Annotated in this window: 21 protein-coding genes and 1 tRNA gene; 19 read left to right on the plus strand and 3 right to left on the minus strand. The window is 70.6% G+C overall.

Annotation, left to right across the window (positions count from 1 at the left end; all coding sequences use genetic code 11):
* Positions 1-39: 39 nt before the first annotated feature.
* On the minus strand, positions 40-294 hold the full coding sequence (locus RWH45_RS13760) for a cytochrome c-type biogenesis protein (RefSeq protein ID WP_315995459.1): 255 nt from the start codon (positions 292-294) through the stop codon (positions 40-42).
* 150 nt (positions 295-444) lie between these two features.
* Here RWH45_RS13760 and otsA point away from each other — a divergent pair, with 150 nt between their 5' ends.
* The 9 genes from otsA (at position 445) to serA (ending at position 11086) form a co-directional block, all read left to right on the plus strand.
* Complete coding sequence (gene otsA / locus RWH45_RS13765) at positions 445-1932, plus strand: alpha,alpha-trehalose-phosphate synthase (UDP-forming) (RefSeq protein ID WP_315995460.1); 1488 nt, start codon at positions 445-447, stop codon at positions 1930-1932.
* 49 nt (positions 1933-1981) lie between these two features.
* A complete protein-coding gene (otsB, locus tag RWH45_RS13770) occupies positions 1982-2761 on the plus strand; it encodes a trehalose-phosphatase (RefSeq protein WP_315995461.1) in 780 nt (259 codons plus the stop codon).
* Between the two features lie 88 nt (positions 2762-2849).
* The gene (gene ilvD / locus RWH45_RS13775; RefSeq protein ID WP_315995462.1) at positions 2850-4568 is read left to right on the plus strand and encodes a dihydroxy-acid dehydratase; all 1719 of its coding nucleotides are present in this window, start codon (positions 2850-2852) and stop codon (positions 4566-4568) included.
* 44 nt (positions 4569-4612) lie between these two features.
* A complete protein-coding gene (locus RWH45_RS13780; RefSeq protein WP_315995463.1) occupies positions 4613-6421 on the plus strand; it encodes an acetolactate synthase large subunit in 1809 nt (602 codons plus the stop codon).
* A 1-nt stretch (position 6422) separates the two neighbouring features.
* The gene (gene ilvN, locus RWH45_RS13785) at positions 6423-6932 is read left to right on the plus strand and encodes an acetolactate synthase small subunit (RefSeq protein ID WP_315995464.1); all 510 of its coding nucleotides are present in this window, start codon (positions 6423-6425) and stop codon (positions 6930-6932) included.
* A 169-nt stretch (positions 6933-7101) separates the two neighbouring features.
* Positions 7102-8127: a ketol-acid reductoisomerase gene (ilvC, locus tag RWH45_RS13790; RefSeq protein WP_315995465.1), complete on the plus strand. Its 1026-nt coding sequence runs from the start codon at positions 7102-7104 to the stop codon at positions 8125-8127.
* Between the two features lie 143 nt (positions 8128-8270).
* On the plus strand, positions 8271-8846 hold the full coding sequence (locus tag RWH45_RS13795) for a DNA polymerase III subunit gamma/tau (protein ID WP_315995466.1): 576 nt from the start codon (positions 8271-8273) through the stop codon (positions 8844-8846).
* Positions 8843-9181 carry a bacitracin resistance protein gene (locus RWH45_RS13800; RefSeq protein ID WP_315995467.1) on the plus strand — a complete coding sequence of 113 codons (339 nt, stop codon included), beginning with the start codon at positions 8843-8845 and terminating at the stop codon, positions 9179-9181. Before RWH45_RS13795 ends, RWH45_RS13800 begins: the two co-directional genes overlap by 4 nt.
* A 300-nt stretch (positions 9182-9481) precedes the next feature.
* Positions 9482-11086 carry a phosphoglycerate dehydrogenase gene (gene serA, locus RWH45_RS13805; protein WP_315995468.1) on the plus strand — a complete coding sequence of 535 codons (1605 nt, stop codon included), beginning with the start codon at positions 9482-9484 and terminating at the stop codon, positions 11084-11086.
* A gap of 91 nt (positions 11087-11177) precedes the next feature.
* Here the strand turns inward: serA and RWH45_RS13810 are convergent, their stop codons facing one another.
* Positions 11178-11720, minus strand: a complete 543-nt coding sequence (locus tag RWH45_RS13810; protein WP_315995469.1) for a TetR/AcrR family transcriptional regulator — start codon at positions 11718-11720, stop codon at positions 11178-11180.
* Between the two features lie 79 nt (positions 11721-11799).
* On the opposite strand from RWH45_RS13810, the gene RWH45_RS13815 reads away from it, so the two are divergent.
* From RWH45_RS13815 to RWH45_RS13835, 5 genes are all read left to right on the plus strand, one after another.
* Positions 11800-13338 (plus strand): MFS transporter, encoded by a 1539-nt coding sequence (locus RWH45_RS13815; protein ID WP_315995470.1) that lies wholly within the window; start codon positions 11800-11802, stop codon positions 13336-13338.
* Between the two features lie 25 nt (positions 13339-13363).
* The gene (locus tag RWH45_RS13820) at positions 13364-14413 is read left to right on the plus strand and encodes a 3-isopropylmalate dehydrogenase (protein ID WP_315995471.1); all 1050 of its coding nucleotides are present in this window, start codon (positions 13364-13366) and stop codon (positions 14411-14413) included.
* Between the two features lie 54 nt (positions 14414-14467).
* Positions 14468-15574 carry a branched-chain amino acid aminotransferase gene (locus RWH45_RS13825; RefSeq protein WP_315995472.1) on the plus strand — a complete coding sequence of 369 codons (1107 nt, stop codon included), beginning with the start codon at positions 14468-14470 and terminating at the stop codon, positions 15572-15574.
* A gap of 172 nt (positions 15575-15746) precedes the next feature.
* Positions 15747-16514: a fumarylacetoacetate hydrolase family protein gene (locus tag RWH45_RS13830; RefSeq protein ID WP_315995473.1), complete on the plus strand. Its 768-nt coding sequence runs from the start codon at positions 15747-15749 to the stop codon at positions 16512-16514.
* Entirely contained in the window at positions 16507-17748 is a 1242-nt protein-coding gene (locus tag RWH45_RS13835) for an MFS transporter (RefSeq protein WP_315995474.1), read from the plus strand. The genes RWH45_RS13830 and RWH45_RS13835 overlap by 8 nt, the downstream gene beginning before the upstream one ends.
* A gap of 69 nt (positions 17749-17817) precedes the next feature.
* Here the strand turns inward: RWH45_RS13835 and RWH45_RS13840 are convergent, their stop codons facing one another.
* Positions 17818-18906, minus strand: a complete 1089-nt coding sequence (locus tag RWH45_RS13840; protein WP_315995475.1) for an aminotransferase class V-fold PLP-dependent enzyme — start codon at positions 18904-18906, stop codon at positions 17818-17820.
* An 80-nt stretch (positions 18907-18986) separates the two neighbouring features.
* On the opposite strand from RWH45_RS13840, the gene RWH45_RS13845 reads away from it, so the two are divergent.
* The 5 genes from RWH45_RS13845 to RWH45_RS13865 all read left to right on the plus strand — a co-directional run bounded on the left by RWH45_RS13845 (position 18987) and on the right by RWH45_RS13865 (position 22390).
* Positions 18987-19937 (plus strand): LysR family transcriptional regulator, encoded by a 951-nt coding sequence (locus RWH45_RS13845; RefSeq protein ID WP_315995476.1) that lies wholly within the window; start codon positions 18987-18989, stop codon positions 19935-19937.
* A gap of 10 nt (positions 19938-19947) precedes the next feature.
* Positions 19948-21456 carry a glutamate--tRNA ligase gene (gltX, locus tag RWH45_RS13850; protein WP_315995477.1) on the plus strand — a complete coding sequence of 503 codons (1509 nt, stop codon included), beginning with the start codon at positions 19948-19950 and terminating at the stop codon, positions 21454-21456.
* A 100-nt stretch (positions 21457-21556) separates the two neighbouring features.
* Positions 21557-21628, plus strand: a tRNA-Gln gene (locus RWH45_RS13855).
* A gap of 89 nt (positions 21629-21717) precedes the next feature.
* Complete coding sequence (locus RWH45_RS13860) at positions 21718-21921, plus strand: hypothetical protein (protein ID WP_315995478.1); 204 nt, start codon at positions 21718-21720, stop codon at positions 21919-21921.
* A gap of 4 nt (positions 21922-21925) precedes the next feature.
* Positions 21926-22390: a hypothetical protein gene (locus RWH45_RS13865; RefSeq protein WP_315995479.1), complete on the plus strand. Its 465-nt coding sequence runs from the start codon at positions 21926-21928 to the stop codon at positions 22388-22390.
* Positions 22391-22563: the final 173 nt, after the last annotated feature.

Below are 22563 nucleotides of genomic sequence, written 5' to 3' on the forward strand. Positions count from 1 at the left end.
CACGACCCTCCGGCCGTGGCATCCGTCGGTGTCAGGGGGTCAGCGACCCAGGCGCTTCTTGAACAGCTTGTCCTGCTTCTTCGAGACGGGGGAGTCGCCCGCGATGACGCGGCCGCGGCGCGCGCGGCGGGTGTCGACGACGGCGCCGATCGCCAGCGCCAGGGTAATGCCCCAGCTGAGCCACGCCAGCGCCGTGCGCCAGGTGAACGGCTCGTCGTTCTTGAGGCCGCGCAGGAGCGTGACGCCACCGGTGATGGCGCTGAGGAGACCGGTTCCGAAGATGTACTGCCGCATGCGCCCAACCTATCGAGGAGGGCGATCGGATGCCGTGCCTTGACAGCGCTCGACCCGGGGGCGCCCTGAGCACCGCTTATCGCATCGCGTCCACCCCCGTGCGCGGACCGAGCCCGCTGTTAGCCTGAGGACGATCCCCGAGGAGGACCTGTGACCCAGGCCGATTTCGTCGTCGTCGCCAACCGCTTGCCCGTCGACCGCACCCCCGACGGAGAGGGCTGGCGCCGATCGCCGGGCGGGCTCGTCACCGCTCTCGAACCCGTCATGCGCCGCGCCGAGGGTGCCTGGGTGGGGTGGGCCGGTCAGGCCGACGCCACCGTGGAGCCGTTCGACTTCGAGGGCACGCACCTCGTCCCCGTGACCCTGTCGGCCTCCGACGTCGAGCTCTACTACGAGGGCTTCTCGAACGACACCATCTGGCCGCTCTACCACGACGTCATCGCGGCGCCGACCTACAAGCGGGCCTGGTGGGACGCCTACGTCAAGGTCAACCGGCGCTTCGCCGAGGCCGCGGCCGAGGTCGTCGCCGACGGCGGCATCGTGTGGGTGCAGGACTACCAGCTGCAGCTCGTGCCGAAGATGCTGCGCGAGCTGCGCCCCGACCTCACCATCGGCTACTTCCACCACATCCCGTTCCCCGCCTACGGCCTCTACGCTCAGCTCCCCTGGCGCAAGCAGGTGCTCGAGGGACTCCTCGGCGCTGACGTCATCGGTTTCCAGCGCGTGGCCGACGCGGGCAACTTCGCCCGCGCCGTGCGGCGACAGCTGCGGTACGAGACCAAGGCCAGCGGCATCCTGGTCCCCGAGGGCGAGACGACGCGCGTCGCGCTCGCCAAGGCGTTCCCCATCTCGATCGATGCCGACTCCTACATCGAGCTGGCGCAGAAGCCCGAGATCCAGCAGCGCGCCAAGGAGATCCGCGAGGGTCTCGGCAATCCGCGCAAGATCCTCCTCGGCGTCGACCGCCTCGACTACACCAAGGGCATCCGCCACCGTCTCAAGGCGTGGGGCGAGCTGCTCGAAGACGGTCGCGCGACGGTCGAGGACGCCACCCTCGTGCAGGTCGCGAGCCCCAGTCGCGAGCGCGTCGACGCCTACGTGCAGCTGCGCGACGAGATCGAGATGACCGTCGGCCGCATCAACGGAGACCACGACACCACCACGCACACGGCGATCCGCTACCTCCACCAGTCGTACCCGCGGGAGGAGATGGTGGCGCTGTTCCTGGCCGCCGACATCATGCTCGTCACGGCGCTGCGCGACGGCATGAACCTCGTCGCGAAGGAGTACGTGGCGAGCCGCGTCGACAACCGCGGCGTGCTCCTGCTCAGCGAGTTCGCCGGCGCCGCCGACGAGATGGGCAGCGCACTGCTCATCAACCCGCACGACATCGACGGCATGAAGGATGCCATCGTCCGCGCGCTCGAGATGCCCGCCGCCGAACAGGGCCGCCGCATGCGGGCGTTGCGCAAACGCGTGCGCGACCACGACGTCGAGGACTGGTCGCAGGACTTCCTTGAGGCGCTCTCGGTGTTCCACGAGAAGGCCTCCAGCGCCGCGGCCGCCGCCGAGGTCACCCGCGGCGACGACGGCTCCGCTCCCGAACTCGAGCCCATCGACGAGACGGATGCCGGATGACGGGGTCGCAGCTCGACCCGATCCGCGTCGATGAAGGGATGGATGCCGGATGACCGCCGCCGACGCCTCCGTCGAGGCCGTCGCGACGACCGCGACGCTGCTGATAGCCCTCGATTTCGACGGCACGCTCTCGCCGCTGGTCGACGAGCCGATGTCGGCGCGCATGACGCCGGACGCCCGCGCGGTGCTCGAGGAGCTCGCGGGCCTCCCGGCGACGACCGTGGCCCTCGTCTCCGGCCGCACGCTCGCCGATCTCCGCGTCATCGCGGAGCACGACGACTCCTCTCCGTGGTGGCTGATGGGCTCGCACGGGGCCGAGGCCTGGGAGCCGGGCTCCGGTGCCGTCGAAGCGGACGACGACGCCGACGACCGCGCGCTGCGCGACCGCCTCACCGCCGAGGTCCGCGACGCCGTCGCCGCGTTCCCCGGAGCACGGGTCGAGCCCAAGCAGTTCGGCCTCGGACTGCACACCCGGACGGCGGATGCCGATGCCGCCCGCGCGGCGCGGGAGGCGACCGACGCCGTCCTGGCCGCCCGAGCGCCGTCGTGGCGACGGCGCACCGGACACGACATCCTCGAGTTCTCGTTCCGGCACGAGGGCAAGGACTCCGCCGTCGCGCACCTGCGCGAGCGCGTGGGCGCCACGGCGGTGCTCTTCGCCGGCGACGACGTCACCGACGAGGACGCCCTGCGTTCGCTGGGGGCGGGCGACCTCGGCGTGCGCGTCGGCGGGGGAGAGACGGCGGCGACGCTGCGGGTCGACGACATCGCGGCCTTCGTGGCGGTCCTCGAGCGGATCGCCCGATTGCGGAGCGCGCACGCGGGGTGAGCGCCGGGGGCAGCGGCCCTCGACGATGAATCCACCGTTCACCGCCCAGGCGGCGTCGCGCGCGTGCCGCTCGCAATAGACTTCGAGAATGCCCGCACCGCAGAATCCGAACACCGGCGAGTTCGACATCAAGCCCCGCAGTCGCGTCGTCACCGACGGCATCGAAGCCACCACGTCGCGCGGAATGCTCCGCGCGGTCGGTATGGGCGACGAGGACTGGGACAAGCCCCAGATCGGCATCGCGTCGAGCTGGAACGAGATCACCCCCTGCAACCTCAGCCTCGACCGGCTCGCGCAGGGCGCCAAAGAAGGCGTCCACGCCGGCGGCGGTTACCCCCTGCAGTTCGGCACCATCTCCGTCTCCGATGGCATCTCCATGGGCCACGAGGGCATGCACTTCTCGCTCGTCTCGCGAGAGGTCATCGCCGACAGCGTCGAGACCGTCATGATGGCCGAGCGCCTCGACGGCTCCGTGCTCCTCGCGGGCTGCGACAAGTCGATCCCGGGCATGCTCATGGCATCCGCCCGTCTTGACCTGTCGAGCGTCTTCCTCTACGCCGGCTCCATCGCCCCGGGCTGGGTGAAGCTCAGCGACGGCACCGAGAAGGACGTCACGATCATCGACTCGTTCGAGGCCGTGGGCGCGTGTCTCGCGGGCAAGATGAGCGAGGCCGACCTCAAGCGCATCGAGTGCGCGATCGCCCCGGGCGAGGGTGCGTGCGGTGGCATGTACACCGCCAACACCATGGCCTCCGTCGCCGAGGCGCTCGGACTGAGCCTCCCCGGTTCGGCCGCCCCGCCCTCCGCCGACCGTCGCCGCGACTACTTCGCCCACCGCTCGGGCGAGGCCGTCGTCAACCTCCTTCGTCAGGGGATCACCACGCGCGACATCCTCACCAAGGAGGCGTTCGAGAACGCCATCGCCCTCGCCATGGCGCTCGGCGGTTCGACCAACGTCGTGCTGCACCTGCTCGCGATCGCGAACGAGGCCGAGGTCGAGCTGAACCTCCACGACTTCAACCGCATCGGCGACCGCACCCCGCACGTGGCCGACATGAAGCCGTTCGGCCAGTACGTCATGAACGACGTCGACCGCCACGGCGGCATCCCCGTGATCATGAAGGCGATGCTCGACGAGGGTCTGCTGCACGGCGACGCGCTCACCGTCACGGGCAAGACGCTCGCCGAGAACCTCGCCGACCTGAACCCCGACCCGGTCGACGGCAAGGTCATCCACTCGTTCGACGACCCGATCCACGCCACCGGCGGCATCACGATCCTGCACGGCTCGATGGCCCCCGAAGGCGCGGTGGTGAAGTCGGCCGGCTTCGACGGCAACGTGTTCGAGGGTCCCGCCCGCGTGTTCGAGCGTGAGCGCGGCGCGATGGACGCCCTCGAGGCCGGCGAGATCGCCGCCGGCGACGTGGTCGTCATCCGCTACGAGGGCCCCAAGGGCGGCCCGGGCATGCGTGAGATGCTCGCCATCACGGCGGCCATCAAGGGCGCGGGGCTCGGAAAAGATGTACTACTCTTGACGGACGGTCGATTCTCAGGCGGCACAACCGGACTGTGCATCGGCCACATAGCTCCCGAAGCGGTGGACGCAGGTCCCATCGCCTTCGTGCGCGATGGTGATCTGATACGGGTCGATATCGCCGCTCGCACTCTCGACTTGATCGTCGATGACGCCGAGCTGAGTTCCCGCCGTGATGGCTGGGAACCGCTTCCCCCGCGCTATACCCGTGGCGTTCTGGCCAAGTACTCCAAGCTCGTGCACTCCGCCGCGGAGGGCGCGGTCACGGGCTGACGGCCGTCCCCTTCTCACCTTCTTACGGTTCTCGAGGTACTCCCATGTCCATCGATTCCCCTACGGCGGCCGTGCCCCGGCCCCCCGCCCGCACCGCCCCGGCGCCCGTGATGACGGGTGCACAGGCGGTCGTCCGCTCGCTCGACCTGCTCGGCGTCACCGATGTGTTCGGCCTGCCGGGCGGAGCGATCATGCCCGTCTACGACCCGCTCATGGACGACGAGCACGTCCGCCACATCCTCGTCCGTCACGAGCAGGGCGCCGGTCACGCGGCCGAGGGCTACGCCGCGGCCTCGGGCAAGGTCGGCGTCGCGATCGCGACGTCGGGCCCCGGCGCGACCAACCTCGTCACCGCGATCGCCGACGCCTACATGGACTCGGTGCCGCTCGTGTGCATCACCGGGCAGGTGTTCTCCACCCTCATGGGTACGGATGCCTTCCAGGAGGCCGACATCGTGGGCATCACGATGCCGATCACGAAGCACTCGTTCCTGGTGAAGACCGCCGAGGAGATCCCCGGCGCGATCGCGGCGGCCTTCGAGATCGCCTCGACCGGTCGTCCCGGTCCGGTGCTCGTCGACATCACGAAGGACGCCCAGCAGGCCGAGGCGCCGTTCGTCTGGCCGCCCAAGATCGACCTGCCCGGCTACCGCCCGGTCACCAAGGCGCACGGCAAGCAGATCCAGGCCGCGGCCCACCTGCTCGCCACCGCGCAGAAGCCCGTGCTGTACGTGGGCGGCGGTGCGATCCGCGCCAACGCGGCGGCGGAGCTGAAGGTTCTCGCCGAGGCGACGGGCGCCCCCGTCGTCACCACGCTCATGGCGCGCGGCGCGTTCCCCGACTCCCACGAGCAGCATCTGGGCATGCCCGGCATGCACGGCACCGTCCCCGCCGTCCTCGCCCTGCAGGAGAGCGACCTCATCGTCTCGCTCGGCGCCCGCTTCGACGACCGCGTCACGGGCAAGGCGTCGCTGTTCGCGCCGAACGCCCAGGTGGTGCACGTCGACATCGACCCCGCCGAGATCTCCAAGATCCGCACGGCCGACGTGCCGATCGTGGGTGACCTGAAAGAGGTTCTCGTCGACCTGGACGCCGCGTTCCGCGCCGCCGACGCCGAGCACCTGCACGACTACAGCGAGTGGTGGACCTACCTGAACGGCCTCCGCGAGGAGTTCCCGCTGGGCTACACGCCCACCACCGACGGCCTCCTCTCGCCGCAGCATGTCATCCAGCGCATCGGCGAGATGACCGGACCCGAGGGCGTCTACGCCTCGGGCGTCGGCCAGCACCAGATGTGGGCGGCGCAGTTCATCAAGTACGAGCGTCCGAACGCGTGGCTCAACTCCGGCGGCGCCGGCACCATGGGCTACGCGGTCCCCGCGGCCATGGGCGCCAAGGTGGCCCAGCCCGATCGCGCCGTGTGGGCGATCGACGGTGACGGCTGCTTCCAGATGACCAACCAGGAGCTCGCGACCTGCGTCATCAACGACATCCCGATCAAGGTCGCGATCATCAACAACTCCTCCCTCGGCATGGTGCGCCAGTGGCAGACGCTGTTCTTCGACGGCCGCCACTCCAACACCGACCTCAACACGGGCCACGGCACGCGTCGCATCCCCGACTTCGTCAAGCTCGCCGAGGCGTACGGGTGCCTCGCGATCCGCGTCGAGAAGGAAGACGAGATCGACGCCGCAATCCAGCTCGCGCTGGACACGAACGACCGCCCCGTCGTGATCGACTTCGTCGTGAGTGCGGATGCCATGGTGTGGCCGATGGTCCCGCAGGGCGTCAGCAACAGCTACGTCCAGTACGCGCGCGATCACTCGCCCGCCTTCAACGAGCAGGAGGACTGAGATGTCTCGTCACGTTCTGAGCCTCCTCGTCGAGGACAAGCCGGGTCTGCTGACCCGCGTCGCCGGGCTCTTCGCCCGCCGCGGCTTCAACATCGAATCGCTCGCCGTCGGCGTGACCGAGGTGCCGGGTCTCTCGCGCATCACGGTCGTGGTCGACGTCGAGGGCCTGCCGCTCGAGCAGGTGACGAAGCAGCTCAACAAGCTGATCAACGTCATCAAGATCGTGGAGCTCGACCCCGCGGCATCCGTCCAGCGCGAGCACGTCCTCGTCAAGGTGCGCGCCGACAACGCCAGCCGCTCCAACGTGCTCGAGGTCGTGAACCTCTTCCGCGCCTCGGTCGTCGACTACGCACCCGATGCCATCGTGATCGAGATCACGGGCGACTCGGGCAAGGTCGGTGCGTTCCTCAAGGCCATCGAGCCCTTCGGCGTGAAGGAGCTCGCACAGTCGGGCCTTCTCGCCGTCGGTCGTGGCGGTAAGAGCATCACCGAGCGCGTCCTCCGCGGCTGACCCCGTCGGTCCCCGAGCCGGGCGGTCCTGAGCCTGTCGAAGGGTCCGACTCTCCGAATCCCGTCGGTCCTCGACCCTGTCGAGGGGTCCGACATCCGAACTTCATACGTCCCACAACCCCCGGTCCCTTCGACAAGCTCAGGGACCTGACTCAAGGAGAAACATCCTCATGGCAGAGATCTTCTACGACGACGACGCCGACCTCTCGATCATCCAGGGCAAGAAGGTCGCGATCGTCGGCTACGGCTCGCAGGGTCACGCCCACGCGCAGAACCTGCGCGACTCGGGCGTCGAGGTCGTCATCGCCCTCAAGGACGGCTCCAAGTCGGCCGCCAAGGCGCAGGAGGACGGCTTCGAGGTCAAGAACGTCGCCGACGCGGCCGAGTGGGCCGACCTCATCATGATCCTCGCGCCCGACCAGCACCAGCGCTCGATCTTCGCCGACTCGATCAAGGACAAGCTCACCGAGGGCAAGACGCTCGCCTTCGCGCACGGCTTCAACATCCGCTTCGGCTACATCGACGCCCCCGAGGGCGTGGACGTCATCCTCGTCGCCCCCAAGGCCCCCGGCCACACCGTGCGTCGCGAGTACGTCGCCGGCCGCGGCATCCCCGACATCATCGCCGTCGAGCGCGACGCCTCGGGCTCGGCCTGGGACACCGCCCTCTCGTACGCGAAGGCCATCGGCGGCACCCGCGCCGGCGTCATCAAGACGACCTTCACCGAAGAGACCGAGACCGACCTCTTCGGCGAGCAGGCCGTGCTCTGCGGTGGCATGAGCCACCTCGTGCAGGCCGGTTTCGAGACCCTCACCGAGGCGGGCTACCAGCCGCAGATCGCGTACTTCGAGGTGCTGCACGAGCTCAAGCTCATCGTCGACCTCATGTGGGAGGGCGGCATCGCCAAGCAGCGCTGGTCGATCTCCGACACCGCCGAGTACGGCGACTACGTCTCGGGCCCGCGCGTCATCTCGCCCGACGTCAAGGAGAGCATGAAGGCCGTCCTCGCCGATATCCAGTCGGGCGCGTTCGCCGAGCGGTTCATCGCCGACCAGGACAAGGGCGCCCCCGAGTTCCTCGAGCTCCGCGAGAAGGAGCAGGGTCACCCCATCGAGGCCACCGGCAAGGAGCTCCGCGGCCTCTTCGCGTGGAAGCAGCAGGACAGCGACTACGTCGAGGGCTCGGCTGCGCGCTGACCTCCCGATCGTCGCGAACGCCCCGTGGCTCCGGCCGTGGGGCGTTCGCCGTTCGGCGGGACGTCTTCGGTTCCGGATACCGCGCACCCGGCGTGATCGGCGGGGCGCGACCCGGCCGCGGGGGAGCCCGCTACCGTGGAACCGTGAGCACTCCGCGCGATGACGACGCCCTCTCGTGGGGCGGTGACGACGACCCGACCCTCGACGTCGGCGAGAAGCGTGCGCCCGAGGTGCGACCGTCGGATCCCGTGCAGCCCGTGTCGAGCGAGCCCGAGCCGCTGCAGCCGGCGGCCGAGCCGGAGCCGCTGCAGCCCGCCGCGACGTCGGCGTCGCGGACTCCGCAGGTGGCGGCATCCGCGGTGCACGACGCCCCCGCCGACGCCGGGCCGGCCGATGACGACCACGACGCGGATGCCGACTCCTCGGCGCCGCTGGGCAACGTCGGCCTCGTGGGCATCGGCATGGTCGCCGCGACGTTCCTGCTCTTCGCCCTCGGCTGGCTCCTCGCCGGTCTGCGACTGCGCAGCCTGGGGCTGCCGATCCCCGACGTCACGGTGATCGCCCTCACCGCGGGAGCCGTGCTGGCCCCGCTCGTGTGGTTCGTGGCGGTCCTGGTGCTCACCCGCGCATGGCGGACATGGCAGCGATTCCTGCTGCTGATCGTGGGGATCGTGCTGCTCGTCCCCTGGCCGTTCCTGTCGGTGGGAGCACTCGCATGAGCACCGCCACGCGCACGCGCGTCCTGCCCACATGGGTCGTCGTGGCCATCGCCGGCCTCTTCGGGCTGTTCTACGCCTACGTCGTCTGGAGCGCGGTCGCGCTGCTCATCACGCAGGCGACCGGTCCGCTGGGTCTCAACACCCTCGGGTGGGTGGTCTACATCCTCCCGATCGTCTTCCCCCTGCTCGCGTTCGCCGTCGCCTTCGCGATCGGGGCGCGCCGCGCGGCGGGGGAGTTCGCCCTGGCGATGCTCGCGGGTCTCACCCTCTCGGCGGCGTTCTGGCTCGCGATCGTCGGCTACGGAGCGACGTCGTACGGGCTCTACGGGGGCTGAGGCGGGCGACTCCGGTCTCCGGCCGTGCGCCCCGCGGCGAAGCGGTGTCGTGCCGGCATCCCGAACCGTGGGCCGAAGCCGAGCCGCCGGGAGATGCCGCCTCGCGGCGTGACCGAGGGGCCGCGCGAGCCCGTGCGTCGCCGTCGTCGACGGGCCGAGGCGTCCGGCGTCATACGGTCGGGCGCCCTCGCGGGGCCGCGCTAGGCTGACACACGGCCCGCACGGGTCGTGCGCCCGGTTCGCGCCGGCGGCGCGCGGCGGTGCGCGCCGGTCCCCAGCACCGTTTCGAAGGACGCATCCGTGACGAAGCCCGTCGTGCTCATCGCCGAAGAACTCTCTCCCGCCACGATCGACGCGCTCGGCCCCGACTTCGACGTGCGCAACGTCGACGGGACCGACCGCCCCGCGCTGCTCTCGGCCCTCGCCGACGCGCACGCGGTGCTCGTGCGCTCGGCCACCCAGATCGATGCCGAGGCGCTTGCCGCGGCTTCCTCGCTCAAGGTCGTCGCCCGCGCCGGGGTCGGCCTCGACAACGTCGACATCAAGTCGGCCACCGCCGCAGGTGTCATGGTCGTGAACGCCCCGACCTCCAACATCATCTCGGCCGCCGAGCTGACCGTAGGCCATGTGCTGAGCCTCGCGCGCCGCATCCCCGCCGCGCATGCCTCTCTCGCGCAGGGCCTGTGGAAGCGCAGCTCCTTCACCGGCACCGAGCTCTTCGAGAAGACGATCGGCATCATCGGCCTCGGACGCATCGGCGCCCTCATCGCCGCGCGCCTTCAGGGATTCGACATGCGCGTCATCGCGTACGACCCCTACGTCACGGCCGCGCGTGCGCAGCAGCTCGGCGTGCAGCTGGTCTCGCTCGACGAACTCCTCGAGCAGAGCGACTTCGTCACGATCCACATGCCGAAGACGCCCGAGACGACCGGCATGATCGGCGCCGAGCAGCTGCGCCGCATGAAGAACTCCGCGTACGTCATCAACGTCGCGCGCGGCGGCCTCATCGACGAAGAGGCGCTGTTCGACGCCCTCACCTCGGGCGAGATCGCGGGGGCCGGCCTCGACGTCTTCTCGACCGAGCCCCCCGCCGAGGGCGGCCCCGCCCGCAAGCTCCTCGACCTTCCGAACGTCGTGGTCACCCCGCATCTCGGGGCCAGCACGGAGGAGGCGCAGGAGAAGGCCGGCGTCTCCGTCGCCCGTTCGGTCAAGCTCGCCCTCGAGGGCGACCTCGTCCCGGATGCCGTGAACGTCGCCGGGGGAGCGATCGACCCGTTCGTGCGTCCCGGTATCGCCCTGGTCGAGATGCTCGGTCAGTTCTTCAGCGGTCTCGCCGACAGCGCGCTCACGAGCCTGGACATCGAGGTGCGCGGAGAGCTCGCGCAGTACGACGTGAGCGTCTACCGCCTCGCGGCGCTGAAGGGCTACTTCAGCCGCATCGTCAGTGAAACGGTGTCCTACGTGAACGCCCCGCTCTTCGCCGAGCAGCGCGGCGTCGAGGCGCGCTTGGTCGTCGAGGCCGAGAGCCCGCTATACCGCAACATCACGATCCTCCGCGGCACCCTCGCGGACGGCTCGACCCTCACGGTGGCCGGTACGCTCGCCGGCACTCGCATGGTGCCCAAGGTCGTCGCGATCAACGGCTACGACATCGAGGTGCCGATCGAGCAGCACCACATCGTCATGCGCTACGCCGACCGCCCCGGCATCGTCGCGATCTACGGCCAGAAGCTCGGTGAGGCCGGCATCAACATCGCGGGTCTCCAGGTGGCGGCCCAGGATGCCACGGGCCGCGCGCTGTCGGTGCTCACGGTGGACTCGCCGGTTCCCGACGAGATCCTCGGTGCGATGCGCGAGTCCGTCGGCGCCGATCTGTTCCGGCAGATCGAGATCATCGAGGGCTGAGTCCCGGACGCATCACGGGGGAGGGGGTCGCTGCGGCGGCCCCCTTTCTCATTCGAAGGGCGGTGCCGCGTCGCGTTGCGGACTGGCTGCCTCAGGTGGTGGCAGCCACCACGGCGTCGATGAGCTTGTCGAGCTCCGGTCCCTCGAGGGTCGGGCCGGGGACGGCGTTGAGGTCGAGGACCGCGTTGAAGTAGAGCCCGTCGCTGACCAGCAGCACCATCTGCAGCGCCGTCTCGTCGCGCGTGTGCGCGCGGAGGCTCTCCTCCCACAGTTCGCGCACCCGGCGAAGCGAGGCGGATGCCGCATCGTTGCCGTTCTGGGCGAGCCGTGAGACGGCGAGGATGGTCACATCGAGCGGGGAACCGGTGTTCTGCGACGAACGAAGATGCGCCGCGACGACGCCTTCGGCGGACTTCTCGATCTCGTCGACGTCTTCCTGCGCCAGGCGCTCGAGGCGGTCGACCAGTGCCGCTTCGAGAGCGCTCTTCGAGTTGAAGTGGTAGAGCAGGCCGCCCTTCGACACGCCGGCGCCGCGCGCGGTCGCATCCATGGTCGCCGCGCGTTCACCCTCGTCGACGAGGATCCGTGTGAAGGCGTCGAGGACGGCTTCGCGGGCGAGAGGGGGGCGACTCATGACTCCTCGATCGTACTGGCGGGTGGGACCTCGGACCTGATACTATACCGGCTGGACGGTTAAGAAACGGATCGGAAGAATGCTCACCTCGTCGATGCCCACCTCGGAGATCACCGTGACCCGCGCCGGGTGGCGCGGGTGGTTCGCGCTGGCGGTGCTCATGCTGCCCGTGCTGCTGGTCTCGGTCGACAACACGGTGCTGAGTTTCGCGCTGCCCGAGATCGCACTGTCGCTGCAGCCGTCCAGCATCGAGCAGCTGTGGATCATCGATGTCTATCCGCTCGTGCTCGCGGGCCTGCTCGTCACGATGGGCACCTTGGGCGACCGGTTCGGCCGTCGGCGTCTGCTGTTGATCGGCGCGACCGGCTTCGCGGCCGTCTCCGCACTGTCGGCCTTCGCGCCCACGGCGGCCCTGCTCATCGCCGGCCGCGCCCTCATGGGCGTCTTCGGCGCCATGCTGATGCCGTCGACGCTGTCGCTCCTGCGCAGCATCTTCCGCGACCGCGATCAGCGGCGCTTCGCCATCGCCATCTGGGCGTCGGGTTTCTCGGCGGGCGCCGCCCTCGGGCCGATCGTCGGAGGCTTCCTCCTCGAGCACTTCTCGTGGGGATCGGTGTTCCTCATGGCGGTGCCCGTGCTCATCCCCCTCCTGATCCTCGCCCCGTTCTTCGTGCCCGAGAGTCGCGACCCGCACCCCGGCCGCTTCGACCCCGTCAGCGTGCTGCTCTCGCTCGCGACGATGGTCCCGATCGTCTACGGCATCAAGAAGCTCGCCGTCGACGGCCCGCTCTCGCTCGCCCCGGCGCTCTTCGTCGTCGGCATCGTCTTCGGATGGCTGTTCGTGCGCCGTCAGCGCTCGCTGCCCACGCCGATGCTCGACATGTCGCTGTTCCGTCGAGGCACCTTCTCCGGCGCCATCCTCGTGAACCTGCTCAGCGTGGTCGGACTCGTCGGATTCCTCTACTTCGTCGCGCAGCACCTGCAGCTGGTCGTGGGGCTGTCGCCGATGGTCGCGGGCTTCGCGCTCCTGCCCGGGCTCGTACTCATGATCGTCTCCGGACTCGCCGTGGTGCCGGTCGCGAAGCGGTTCGCCCCGCGCGTGGTCGTGCCCGTCGCGCTCACGTTCTCTGTCGTCGCGTATGTCCTCGTCGCGCTCTCGACCGCCGACCTCGTCCAGCTCATCGTGGCGTTCGGCCTGCTGGGCATCGGTATCGGTGCCGCCGAGACCGTGTCGAACGAGTTGATCCTGTCGAGCGCTCCCTCGGCCAAGGCCGGTGCCGCGAGCGCCGTCTCCGAGACGGCCTACGAGGTCGGCGCGGTGCTGGGCACCGCCGTGCTCGGTGGCATCCTCGCGGCCTTCTATCGGGCGCAGCTGGTGCTCCCGGCGGGGCTCCCGGATGCCGCGGCCCAGGCGGCCCGCGAAACCCTCGCCGGGGCCGTGGCGGTGTCGCAGACCCTCGACGACCCGGCGCTGGCGGACGCCCTGCGGCTCGCCGCCGCGCACGCCTTCGACTCCGGCGTGGTCATCACGGCCTTGATCGGCGCGGGGCTGATCGTCGTGGCCGCGGTGATCGCTGCCACTACCCTGGGAGGAACCCGCGGCGCGTCGACGAAGTGACGTGCCCCGAGCTCTGAGGAGAGCGATGTCGCGTGTCGTGAAGCTGGCCGTCATCCCCGGTGACGGCATCGGTCCCGAAGTCGTCGCCGAGGCCGTCAAGGTGCTCGACGCCGTCACCGCCGAGTCGGATGTCGTCTTCGACAAGACGCCCTTCTCGCTCGGCGCCGGGCGCTACCTCGAGACCGGCGACACGCTCACCGACGACGACCTTGCCGCGATCGCGGGCCACGACGCGATTCTGCTCGGCGCCGTCGGCGGGGTCCCCGGCGACCCGCGCCTGAAGGACGCGAACATCGAACGCGGCCTGCTGCTGAAGCTCCGCTTCGAGCTCGACCACTACGTCAACCTGCGACCGTCGAAGCTCTACCCCGGCGCCGCGGGCCCCCTGGCAGACCCGGGCGACATCGACTTCGTCGTCGTGCGCGAGGGGACCGAGGGGCCGTACGTCGGCAACGGCGGTGCCATCCGCCGCGGAACCCCGCACGAGGTCGCCAACGAGACCTCGGTCAACACGGCCTACGGCGTCGAGCGCGTCGTTCGGTACGCCTTCGCCCTGGCCGAGCGCCGTCGCCGCACGCTCACGCTCGTGCACAAGACCAACGTGCTCGTCCACGCGGGCGGCATGTGGAAGCGCATCGTGGATGCCGTGGCATCCGAGTTCCCGGGGGTCGACGTAGACTACCTGCACGTCGACGCGGCGACGATCTTCCTGGTCACGAACCCGGGCCGCTTCGACGTGATCGTCACCGACAACCTCTTCGGCGACATCCTGACCGACCTGGCCGGCGCCGTCACCGGTGGCATCGGCCTCGCCGCATCGGGCAACATCAACCCCGACGGCGCGTTCCCCTCGATGTTCGAGCCCGTGCACGGATCGGCGCCCGACATCGCGGGAAGCCAGAAGGCCGACCCCACGGCCGCGATCCTCTCCGTCGCGCTGCTGCTCGATCACCTCGGGCTCACCGATGAATCCGCCCGCGTCACCCGCGCGGTGGAAGACGACATCGCGCACCGTGAGGGCTCGCGCACCACTGCTCAGATCGGCGACGCGATCGCCGCGCGCGTCCAGGCGTAACCTGGACCGACCGGCCCGCTTCGCCCCCGGCACACGAAGAGTTTTGGATCACAGATGACCACCATCGACACCGACCCCGACACCGGACTCGACCCGCTCGAGTTCTCCGTCACGCGCAACCTCGCGGCCAAGAGCGCCGCCGACCGCGACGCGATCCTCGCCAGCCCCGGCTTCGGTCAGAGCTTCACCGACCACATGGTCGACATCTGCTGGTCGGTCCGCGGCGGGTGGCACCGGCCGCGCGTCTCGCCGTACGGCCCGATCTCGCTCGACCCGGCTGCGGCCGTGCTGCACTACGGCCAGGAGATCTTCGAAGGCATCAAGGCCTACCGCCACGCCGACGGGTCGGTCCACACCTTCCGCCCCGACCAGAACGGACGGCGTCTGCAGCGCTCGGCCCGACGCCTCGCGCTGCCCGAACTGCCGGTTCCGTACTTCCTCCAGTCGCTGCGCGAACTCATCGCCGTCGACGGCGCGTGGGTGCCCTCCGGCGAGGACCAGAGCCTCTACCTGCGGCCGTTCATGTTCGCGAAGGAGGCGTTCCTCGGCGTCCGTCCCGCTCATAAGGTCGCGTACTACCTGATCGCCAGCCCGGCCGGCGCCTACTTCAAGGGCGGCGTCCAGCCGGTCTCGATCTGGCTGAGCGAGGACTACTCGCGCGCGGGCAAGGGCGGCACGGGGGCGGCAAAGACCGGCGGAAACTACGCCGCGAGCCTCCTTCCCCAGTCCGAGGCGTACGAGAACGAGTGCGACCAGGTCGTCTTCCTCGACCAGGATCGCAACGTCGAGGAGCTCGGCGGCATGAACGTCGTGTTCGTCTATAAGGACGGCACCATCGTCACTCCGCAGTCCGACTCCATCCTCGAGGGCATCACGCGCGACTCGCTCCTGCAGCTCGCGCGCGACCGCGGCCACCACGTCGAGGGGCGCAACGTCTCGCTGACCGAGTGGCGCGAGGGCGTGGCATCCGGAGACATCGTCGAGGTGTTCGCGTGCGGCACCGCTGCCGTGGTCACCCCGATCGGCATCCTCAAGGGGCGCGATTTCATCGACGAGCAGCCTTCGGGGACGCTCGCGCTCGAACTGCGCGAGGAGCTGACGAACATCCAGTACGGCCGCGCGGAAGACAAGCACGGCTGGTTGTACCGCCTCGACGCCTGATCCGCGTCGTCGGATGGAGGGGTTCCCGGATGCCGGGGGCCCCTTCGTCCGTGCACCGAGAGCTTCGACAAGCTCAGCCCCCGACGTCGCAGCCGCAACGGGAGCGAGGTCCCTGAGCCTGTCGAAGGGACCGGGCCCTGCCCGTATCGGACCCCGCGGATAGGCTGGCCCGGTGAAGATCGCTCGATTCAGCCACCAGGACGCCCTCCGCTACGGCATCGTCGACGACGACCACGTCGTCGTGCTCGAGGGTGACCCCATGTTCGCCGGGTTCGACACCACGGGTGAACGCATCCCCCTCTCCGACGTGACGCTGCTGGCCCCCGTCATCCCGCGCTCGAAGGTCGTGTGCATCGGTAAGAACTACCACGACCACGCTGCCGAGATGGGGGGTGAGGCGCCCGCCGAGCCCCTGATGTTCCTCAAGCCGAACACCTCCGTCATCGGCCCGAACGACGTCATCGTGCGCCCGACGGCCCTCAGCTCGCAGACCGACTACGAGGGCGAACTCGCCGTCGTCATCGGCCGTATCGCCAAGAACGTCCCGGTCGAGCGGGCGGGGGAGTACATCTTCGGCTACACCGTCGCCAACGACGTCACCGCGCGCGATCTGCAGCGCAGCGACGGCCAGTGGTCGCGCGCGAAGGGGTTCGACACCTTCTGCCCCGTCGGCCCGGTCATCGAGACCGACCTCGACGTCTCATCGGCCACGATCGTGACCCGCGTGAACGGCGAGGTCCGTCAGGACGGCCCGGTCTCCGACATGATCCACGACATCCCGACCCTCGTCGCCTACGCCTCCGCGGTGTTCACGCTGCTTCCGGGCGACCTGATCCTGACCGGAACGCCCGCCGGGATCGGCTCCTTCGGTGCGGGCGACGTCGTCGAGGTCGAGATCGGCGGCATCGGGGTGCTGCGCAACACCGCCCGCGATGCCTGACACCGCCGCGCCGGCGGGTGTCGACCTCGTCGCCACGCAGCGCTGTACGGTGCGCGTGCTCGCGGCGGGGCAGGTGCTCACCGGCGTGGCCTTCGGGGCGACGCTCTCGCTCGGCGCCCTCCTCGCCGCCGACCTGTCGGGCCAGGAGTCGCTGTCGGGCTTCGCGACCGCCTCGGTGACGCTGGGGGCCGCGTTGACGGCGATCCCTCTCGCGCGTCTCGCTGCGCGCCGGGGGAGGCGCCTCGCGCTGACCACCGGCAACATCGCCGCGCTGACGGGCATCGCGGTGGTCATCGCCGCGGCGGCGTCGCGCGCCTTCCCCCTGCTGCTCGTGGGGATCGCGTTGATCGGAGCCGGCAACGCCGCGACCCTGCAGTCGCGTTTCGCCGCGACCGATCTCGCACCCACCGCCCGGCGGGGCCGCGACCTCGCCACGGTCGTCTGGGCGACCACGGTGGGTGGAGTGGTCGGTCCGCTCCTGCTCGCTCCCGGCGAACTCCTCGGGGCGAGCATCGGGATGCCGCGCCTCACCGGGGCGTACCTCTTCTCGTTCGCGGCCCAGGCGTGCGCCTTCGCGCTCTACGTGCTCGTCCTGCGCCCGGATCCGCTGCTGCTCGCCCAGCGCCTCGATCGTGAGAGCACGGCATCCGCCCCTGCCGTGCCGCAGGCCGACCGTCCCGCGCTCGCGCGCTTCGCGATGCTCGCGGTCGCCGCCTCGCACGTGACGATGGCGTCGGTCATGGCGATGACGCCCGTCCACCTGTCCCACATCGTCGCCCCGGACGCCGTCACCCTGGCCGTCGGCGTGACGATCGCCCTCCACGTGTTCGGGATGTACGGGCTGTCGCCGGTGTTCGGCATCCTGGCCGACCGCCGGGGGCGGATCCCCGTCATCGTGCTCGGGCAGGTGCTGCTCGCGGCTTCGCTCGCCACCGCGTCGGCTTTCGGTGGCTCCCAGGCCGGCGTCCTGGTGGCGCTGGTGCTGCTCGGCCTCGGATGGAGCGCGGCGACGGTGGCCGGCTCCGCCCTGCTCACCGAGGCGACGCCGGTGGCGCTGCGGCCGCGTCGTCAGGGACGCAGCGACACGCTGATGACGGCGTGCGCGGCTGCGGGCTCCGTGCTCGCGGGCGTGATCCTCGGCCTCGTCGGGTACGGCGGTCTCGCCCTCTGGGCGCTCGTTCCGGTGGCCGTGGTCTGCATCGCCGCCGTCGTGGCGCTCCGCACCCGCGCGTGAGTCCCCGAGAATCGTCGCTTTCGAGCCCTACCAGGCGACAATTCTCGGCACCTCGCACGGGGGAGTGGGTCAGATCGCGTAGACCAGGCCGTCGAAGGCCGAGAGGTTCTCGATCCCGCGCACGCCGAGCGCATGCAGGGCGCGGTCGACGTCGCGCTCGTCGTTGAAGACGTGGAAGGCCACCCGGGCGCGACCCGCGCGGCCCGACGCTGTGATGCCGTGGGCGGTGAGCTGCGCGAGGGCTTCGCCGGTGGCATCCGGCCAGGTGACGATGGCCGAGGGGCGCTCGGGGTGAGCCAGGCCCAGGCCGTCGCGGAAGCGCGCGGCGAGGCCCGTGGTGTGCGTGTACGTCGCGGTGATGTCGGCATCGGCGAACAGAGCCAGGGCGGGAGCGGCGCCGACGAAGGCCTGCCACGCCGGCGAGACGTCGAAGCGGCGCGCGTCGGGGGCGAGCACGCCGCCCGTTCCGTAACACGACGACCACGGGTCGTCGCCGGAGTACCAGCCGGCCTGCACCGGTCGGATCTCGTGGGCGAACGCGGGTGAGATGGTGAGGAACGAGACGCCGCGGGGGCAGCACAGCCACTTGTAGGCGTGGCACACGGTCGCGTCGAACATCGTCGCGTCGACGGGCAGCCACCCGGCGGCCTGCGTGAGGTCGCAGAGCGTCCGCGCACCCGCGCGTGCGGCGGCGGCGGCGATGCCCACGGCATCCGCCACGTCGCCGGTGGCCGACTGCACGAGCGAGAAGGCCACGAGCCAGGTGTCGGCGGACACAGCGGCCGCGAGCTCCGAGAGGGGAGCGGTGCGCAACCGGATGCCTCGACCCGCGTGGGCGAAAGGCGCGACGAGCGAGGAGAAGTCGCCCTCGGCGCAGAGCACCTCGGCGCCGTCGGGAACCGAGGCGGCGATGAGCGCGACCTGCACCGACGTCTGCGATCCGATTGCGACGTCGCCCCGCGGCGCGCTCACCAGGCGGGCGTACGACGCGCGGGCGTCCTCCACTGCCTGCGAGGCCGCGACGACGTCGGGGCGACCGGATGCCGCGGCGTCGAGATCCGCGCGGACGGCGCGCACCGTCTCGCGCGACGGTAGGCCGAGGGTGCAGGCGGCGAGGTAGTCGCGGCCGCCGGCGAAGTGCGAGGCGAGGCTGCTCATGGAACCAGGTTCGTCCGTCGGCGCCTATTGCACTAGGGCAGGTGTTGCATGAGAAGCATCCACCCTGCTTATGTGTTCGGATGAGCGACATCGACGAGGGCCTCGACGCCCACGGCCTGCGGGTCGTCAAAGCGATCGCCGACACCGGATCGATCACCGCCGCGGCGCGTGCCCTCGGCTACAGCCAGCCCGCGGTCAGTCAGCAGTTGCGGCGCCTCGAGCAGCGCGCGGGCATGCCCATCGTCGAGCGCGTCGGGCGTGGGGTGCGCCTCACCGAGGCCGGCTGGGTGCTCGCCCGGCACGCGGCCACGGTGACGACGGCCCTCGATGCCGCCGCGGGCGACCTCGCGGAGCTGAGGGGGCTGCGCGCCGGACGCGTGCGGATCGCGGCGTTCCCCTCCGCCTCGTCGACCGTCGTGCCCCGCGTCATCGCCGCGGTCACGGCCCGCCGCCCCGGCGTCTCGATCAGCTTCGTCGAGGCGGAGCCGCCCGAGGCCATCTCGGCGGTGCGCGAGGATCGCGCCGACATCGCGCTCATCTACAGCTACCCCGGCGACCGCCGGGAGCAGCTCGCCCAGGCCGCCGCCGGGCTCTCGGTGCGCCGTCTCGGCGACGACGACACCGTCGTGGTCGTCCCCGCCGAGCACCCGGCCGCCACCGACGACCCGATCGACCTCTCGCAGCTCGCGGGGGAGCGATGGATCGCGGGCTGCCCCCAGTGCCGCGGGCACCTGCTCGAGGCCTGCGGGCGGGCGGGCTTCACCCCCGACATCGCGTTCGAGACCGACAACTACATCGCCGTCGAGAACCTCGTCGCGCTCGGCGTCGGCATGGCGATCCTGCCGCGCATGGCGGTGGCATCCCTTCCCCTCCCCGCCGGGATCGCGGTGCCGCGCCTCCCCGCCGCCGAAGCCCGGACGCTGCACGTCGTGACGGCGCGGGGGGCCGAGAGCGTGCCCGCGGTCGGTGCGGCCCTCGAGGTCGTGGCGGAGGTGCTGGCCGACCATCGGCCCGGTAACGCCCGCCGGTAGGATCGAGGGGATGTCTGCCACGCCCGATCCCCGCACCACGACCGCCACCGGCGCCGACGTTCGCGTCCGCTTCTGCCCGTCCCCGACGGGCCTGCCCCACGTCGGTCTCATCCGCACCGTCCTGTTCAACTGGGCCTACGCCCGGCACAACGGCGGCAAGCTCGTCTTCCGTATCGAAGACACCGACGCCGCGCGCGACAGCGAGGAGAGCTACCAGCAGCTCCTCGACGCGCTGCGGTGGATGAACATCGACTGGGACGAGGGCGTCGAGGTCGGCGGCCCGCACGCGCCGTACCGGCAGTCGCAGCGCCATGAGATCTATCGCGAGGTGCTCGACAAGCTCGTCGCGGCCGGCGCGGTGTACGAGAGCTACTCGACGGCGGAGGAGATCGACGCCCGTAACGAGGCCAACGGCCGCGCGAAGCAGCTCGGCTATGACAACTTCGACCGCGACCTCACCGACGAGCAGCGTGCGGCCTTCCGCGCCGAGGGGCGTCAGCCCGCGTGGCGTCTGCGCGTCCCCGATCACGACCTCAGCTACGTCGACCTCATCCGCGGCGAGGTGACGTTCCCGGCGGGGTCGTTCCCCGACTTCGTGCTCGTGCGCGCCGGCGGAGTGCCGCTGTACCCGTTCGTGAACCCGGTCGACGACGCGCTCATGGGCATCACCCACGTCATCCGCGGTGAAGACCTCATGCCGTCGACGGCGCGCCAGCTCGCGCTGTACTCGGCCCTGGTGAATGCCGGGGTCACGACGTTCATCCCGCGCTTCGGCCACATGCCCCTCGTGCTGGGCGAGACGGGCAACAAGAAGCTGTCGAAGCGCGACCCGCAGGCCGATCTGTTCCTGCAGCGCGAGAAGGGCTTCATCCACGAGGGCCTGCTCAACTACCTCTCGCTGCTGGGGTGGTCGCTCGCGAGCGATCGCGACGTCTTCTCGCTCGACGAGATGATCGCCGCCTTCGACATCGCCGACGTGAACCCGAACCCGGCACGCTTCGATCAGAAGAAGGCCGAGGCGATCAACGGCGACCACATCCGCATGCTGGATGCCGACGACTTCGCCGCGCGGATCGTCCCCTACCTCGCGGGCGCGGGGTATATCGCGGAGGAGCCGTCGGAGGAGCACCGCGCCATCATCGCCGCCGCAGCGCCCCTCGTGCAGGAACGCGTGCAGCTGCTCGGCGAGGTCCCGGGCATGCTCGGCTTCCTCTTCGTCTCCGACGTGTCGTATGCCGAGGACGCGCTGAAGGGGCTTCCCGCGAACGCGGCGGAGGTGCTCACGGCATGCTCCCGCGCCCTCGAGGGCGTCGACGACTTCACCGCCGCCGGTGTGCAGGCGGCGCTGTCGACGGCGCTCGTCGACGAACTGGGACTCAAGCCGCGCGTGGCCTACGGTCCGCCGCGCGTCGCCCTGACGGGCCGGCGGGTGTCGCCGCCGCTGTTCGAGTCGATGGAGCTGCTCGGGAAGGACGAGACGCTGCGGCGCCTGAGCGCTCTGGTGCAGCACCTGGGCTGAGCGTCCTCGTCCGCGCGACGCGCGCGGGCGGGGCGGGATTTGGCAGGGGAGCGGCTCTCACGTAAGCTTGACCCTCGGCACGAGTTCCGGCTCAGCGCCTTGGGGTATGGTGTAATTGGCAACACGGCGGTTTCTGGTTCCGTTGTTCTTGGTTCGAGTCCAGGTACCCCAGCTTCGAGAAAAGTCCCGATGATCGAGAGATCGTCGGGACTTTTCCGTTTCTCCCAGCCCACGCCGAAGCGGCGGGCCCACACTGGTGCGATGGGACTTTTCGTACAGCGACCCGAGGAACCGAGCGAGTGGGCCGGGCTGCCCGGTGAGCCGGTGCGGCAGCGGACGCGCGCCGAGATGCTCCCCGACGATGAGCACCCCGAAGCCTCCCCGGCCGGTCTGCTGGGGCTCGTCGACGCGCCCATCGCTTCGATCGAGATCCCGGTCCCGCCCACCGAGGGCGCGAGGGACTGAGCGCGTGATCATGCGTCGCGCCGCGACTCCGCCATCGCGCGCCGAACGGGGGAGGCCGCGCGTCGTCGCCGCGGTGGCGGTCGGGCTGCCGCTCGTCATCGCGGGCTGCGCGCCCACGGCATCCTCCCCTGTCATTCCGGCCGAAAGCGCCCCCGCGCCCTCTCCGTCGGCGTCGCCGGGGGAGCAGGTGCCGGAGCCCGCCATCGCGTCGCCCGACGACCTCGCGGGGACCGATGTCCGCGTCGCCATCGGGAGCGCGCTCGTCGTCGCCGTCCCCGACGGCACCGAGGCGGAGTGGACCGGTACCACCGCCGACGTGACGATCGCGGAATTCTCCGCCGGCGGACCCTCGGAGGGCGCGGTGTTCCGCCCCGGGTTTATCGCCCGCGCGCTCGGGACGACGGCTGCGACCGTCACCGGCCCTGACGGGAAGCAGGTCGACTTCACGATCTCCGTGGTGGCGCCTTAAGCACCGACCGCTCGTCATCTCGTGTCGAGCGGGGGTCTTCGAGGCCCGCCCGTTCGTCGCGCGGGGAGAGCGGCGGAGGACCGCGCGCCCGCGCGCCGCTGTGCCGCGCCTTTCCCGTGCGGACGCGTGGCGCCGTGTCGGTGCGCCGCGCATCTTCGCTGGATCCGATCATT

This window comes from Microbacterium galbum (assembly GCF_032464915.1).
Taxonomy (GTDB): Bacteria; Actinomycetota; Actinomycetes; order Actinomycetales; family Microbacteriaceae; genus Microbacterium; species Microbacterium galbum.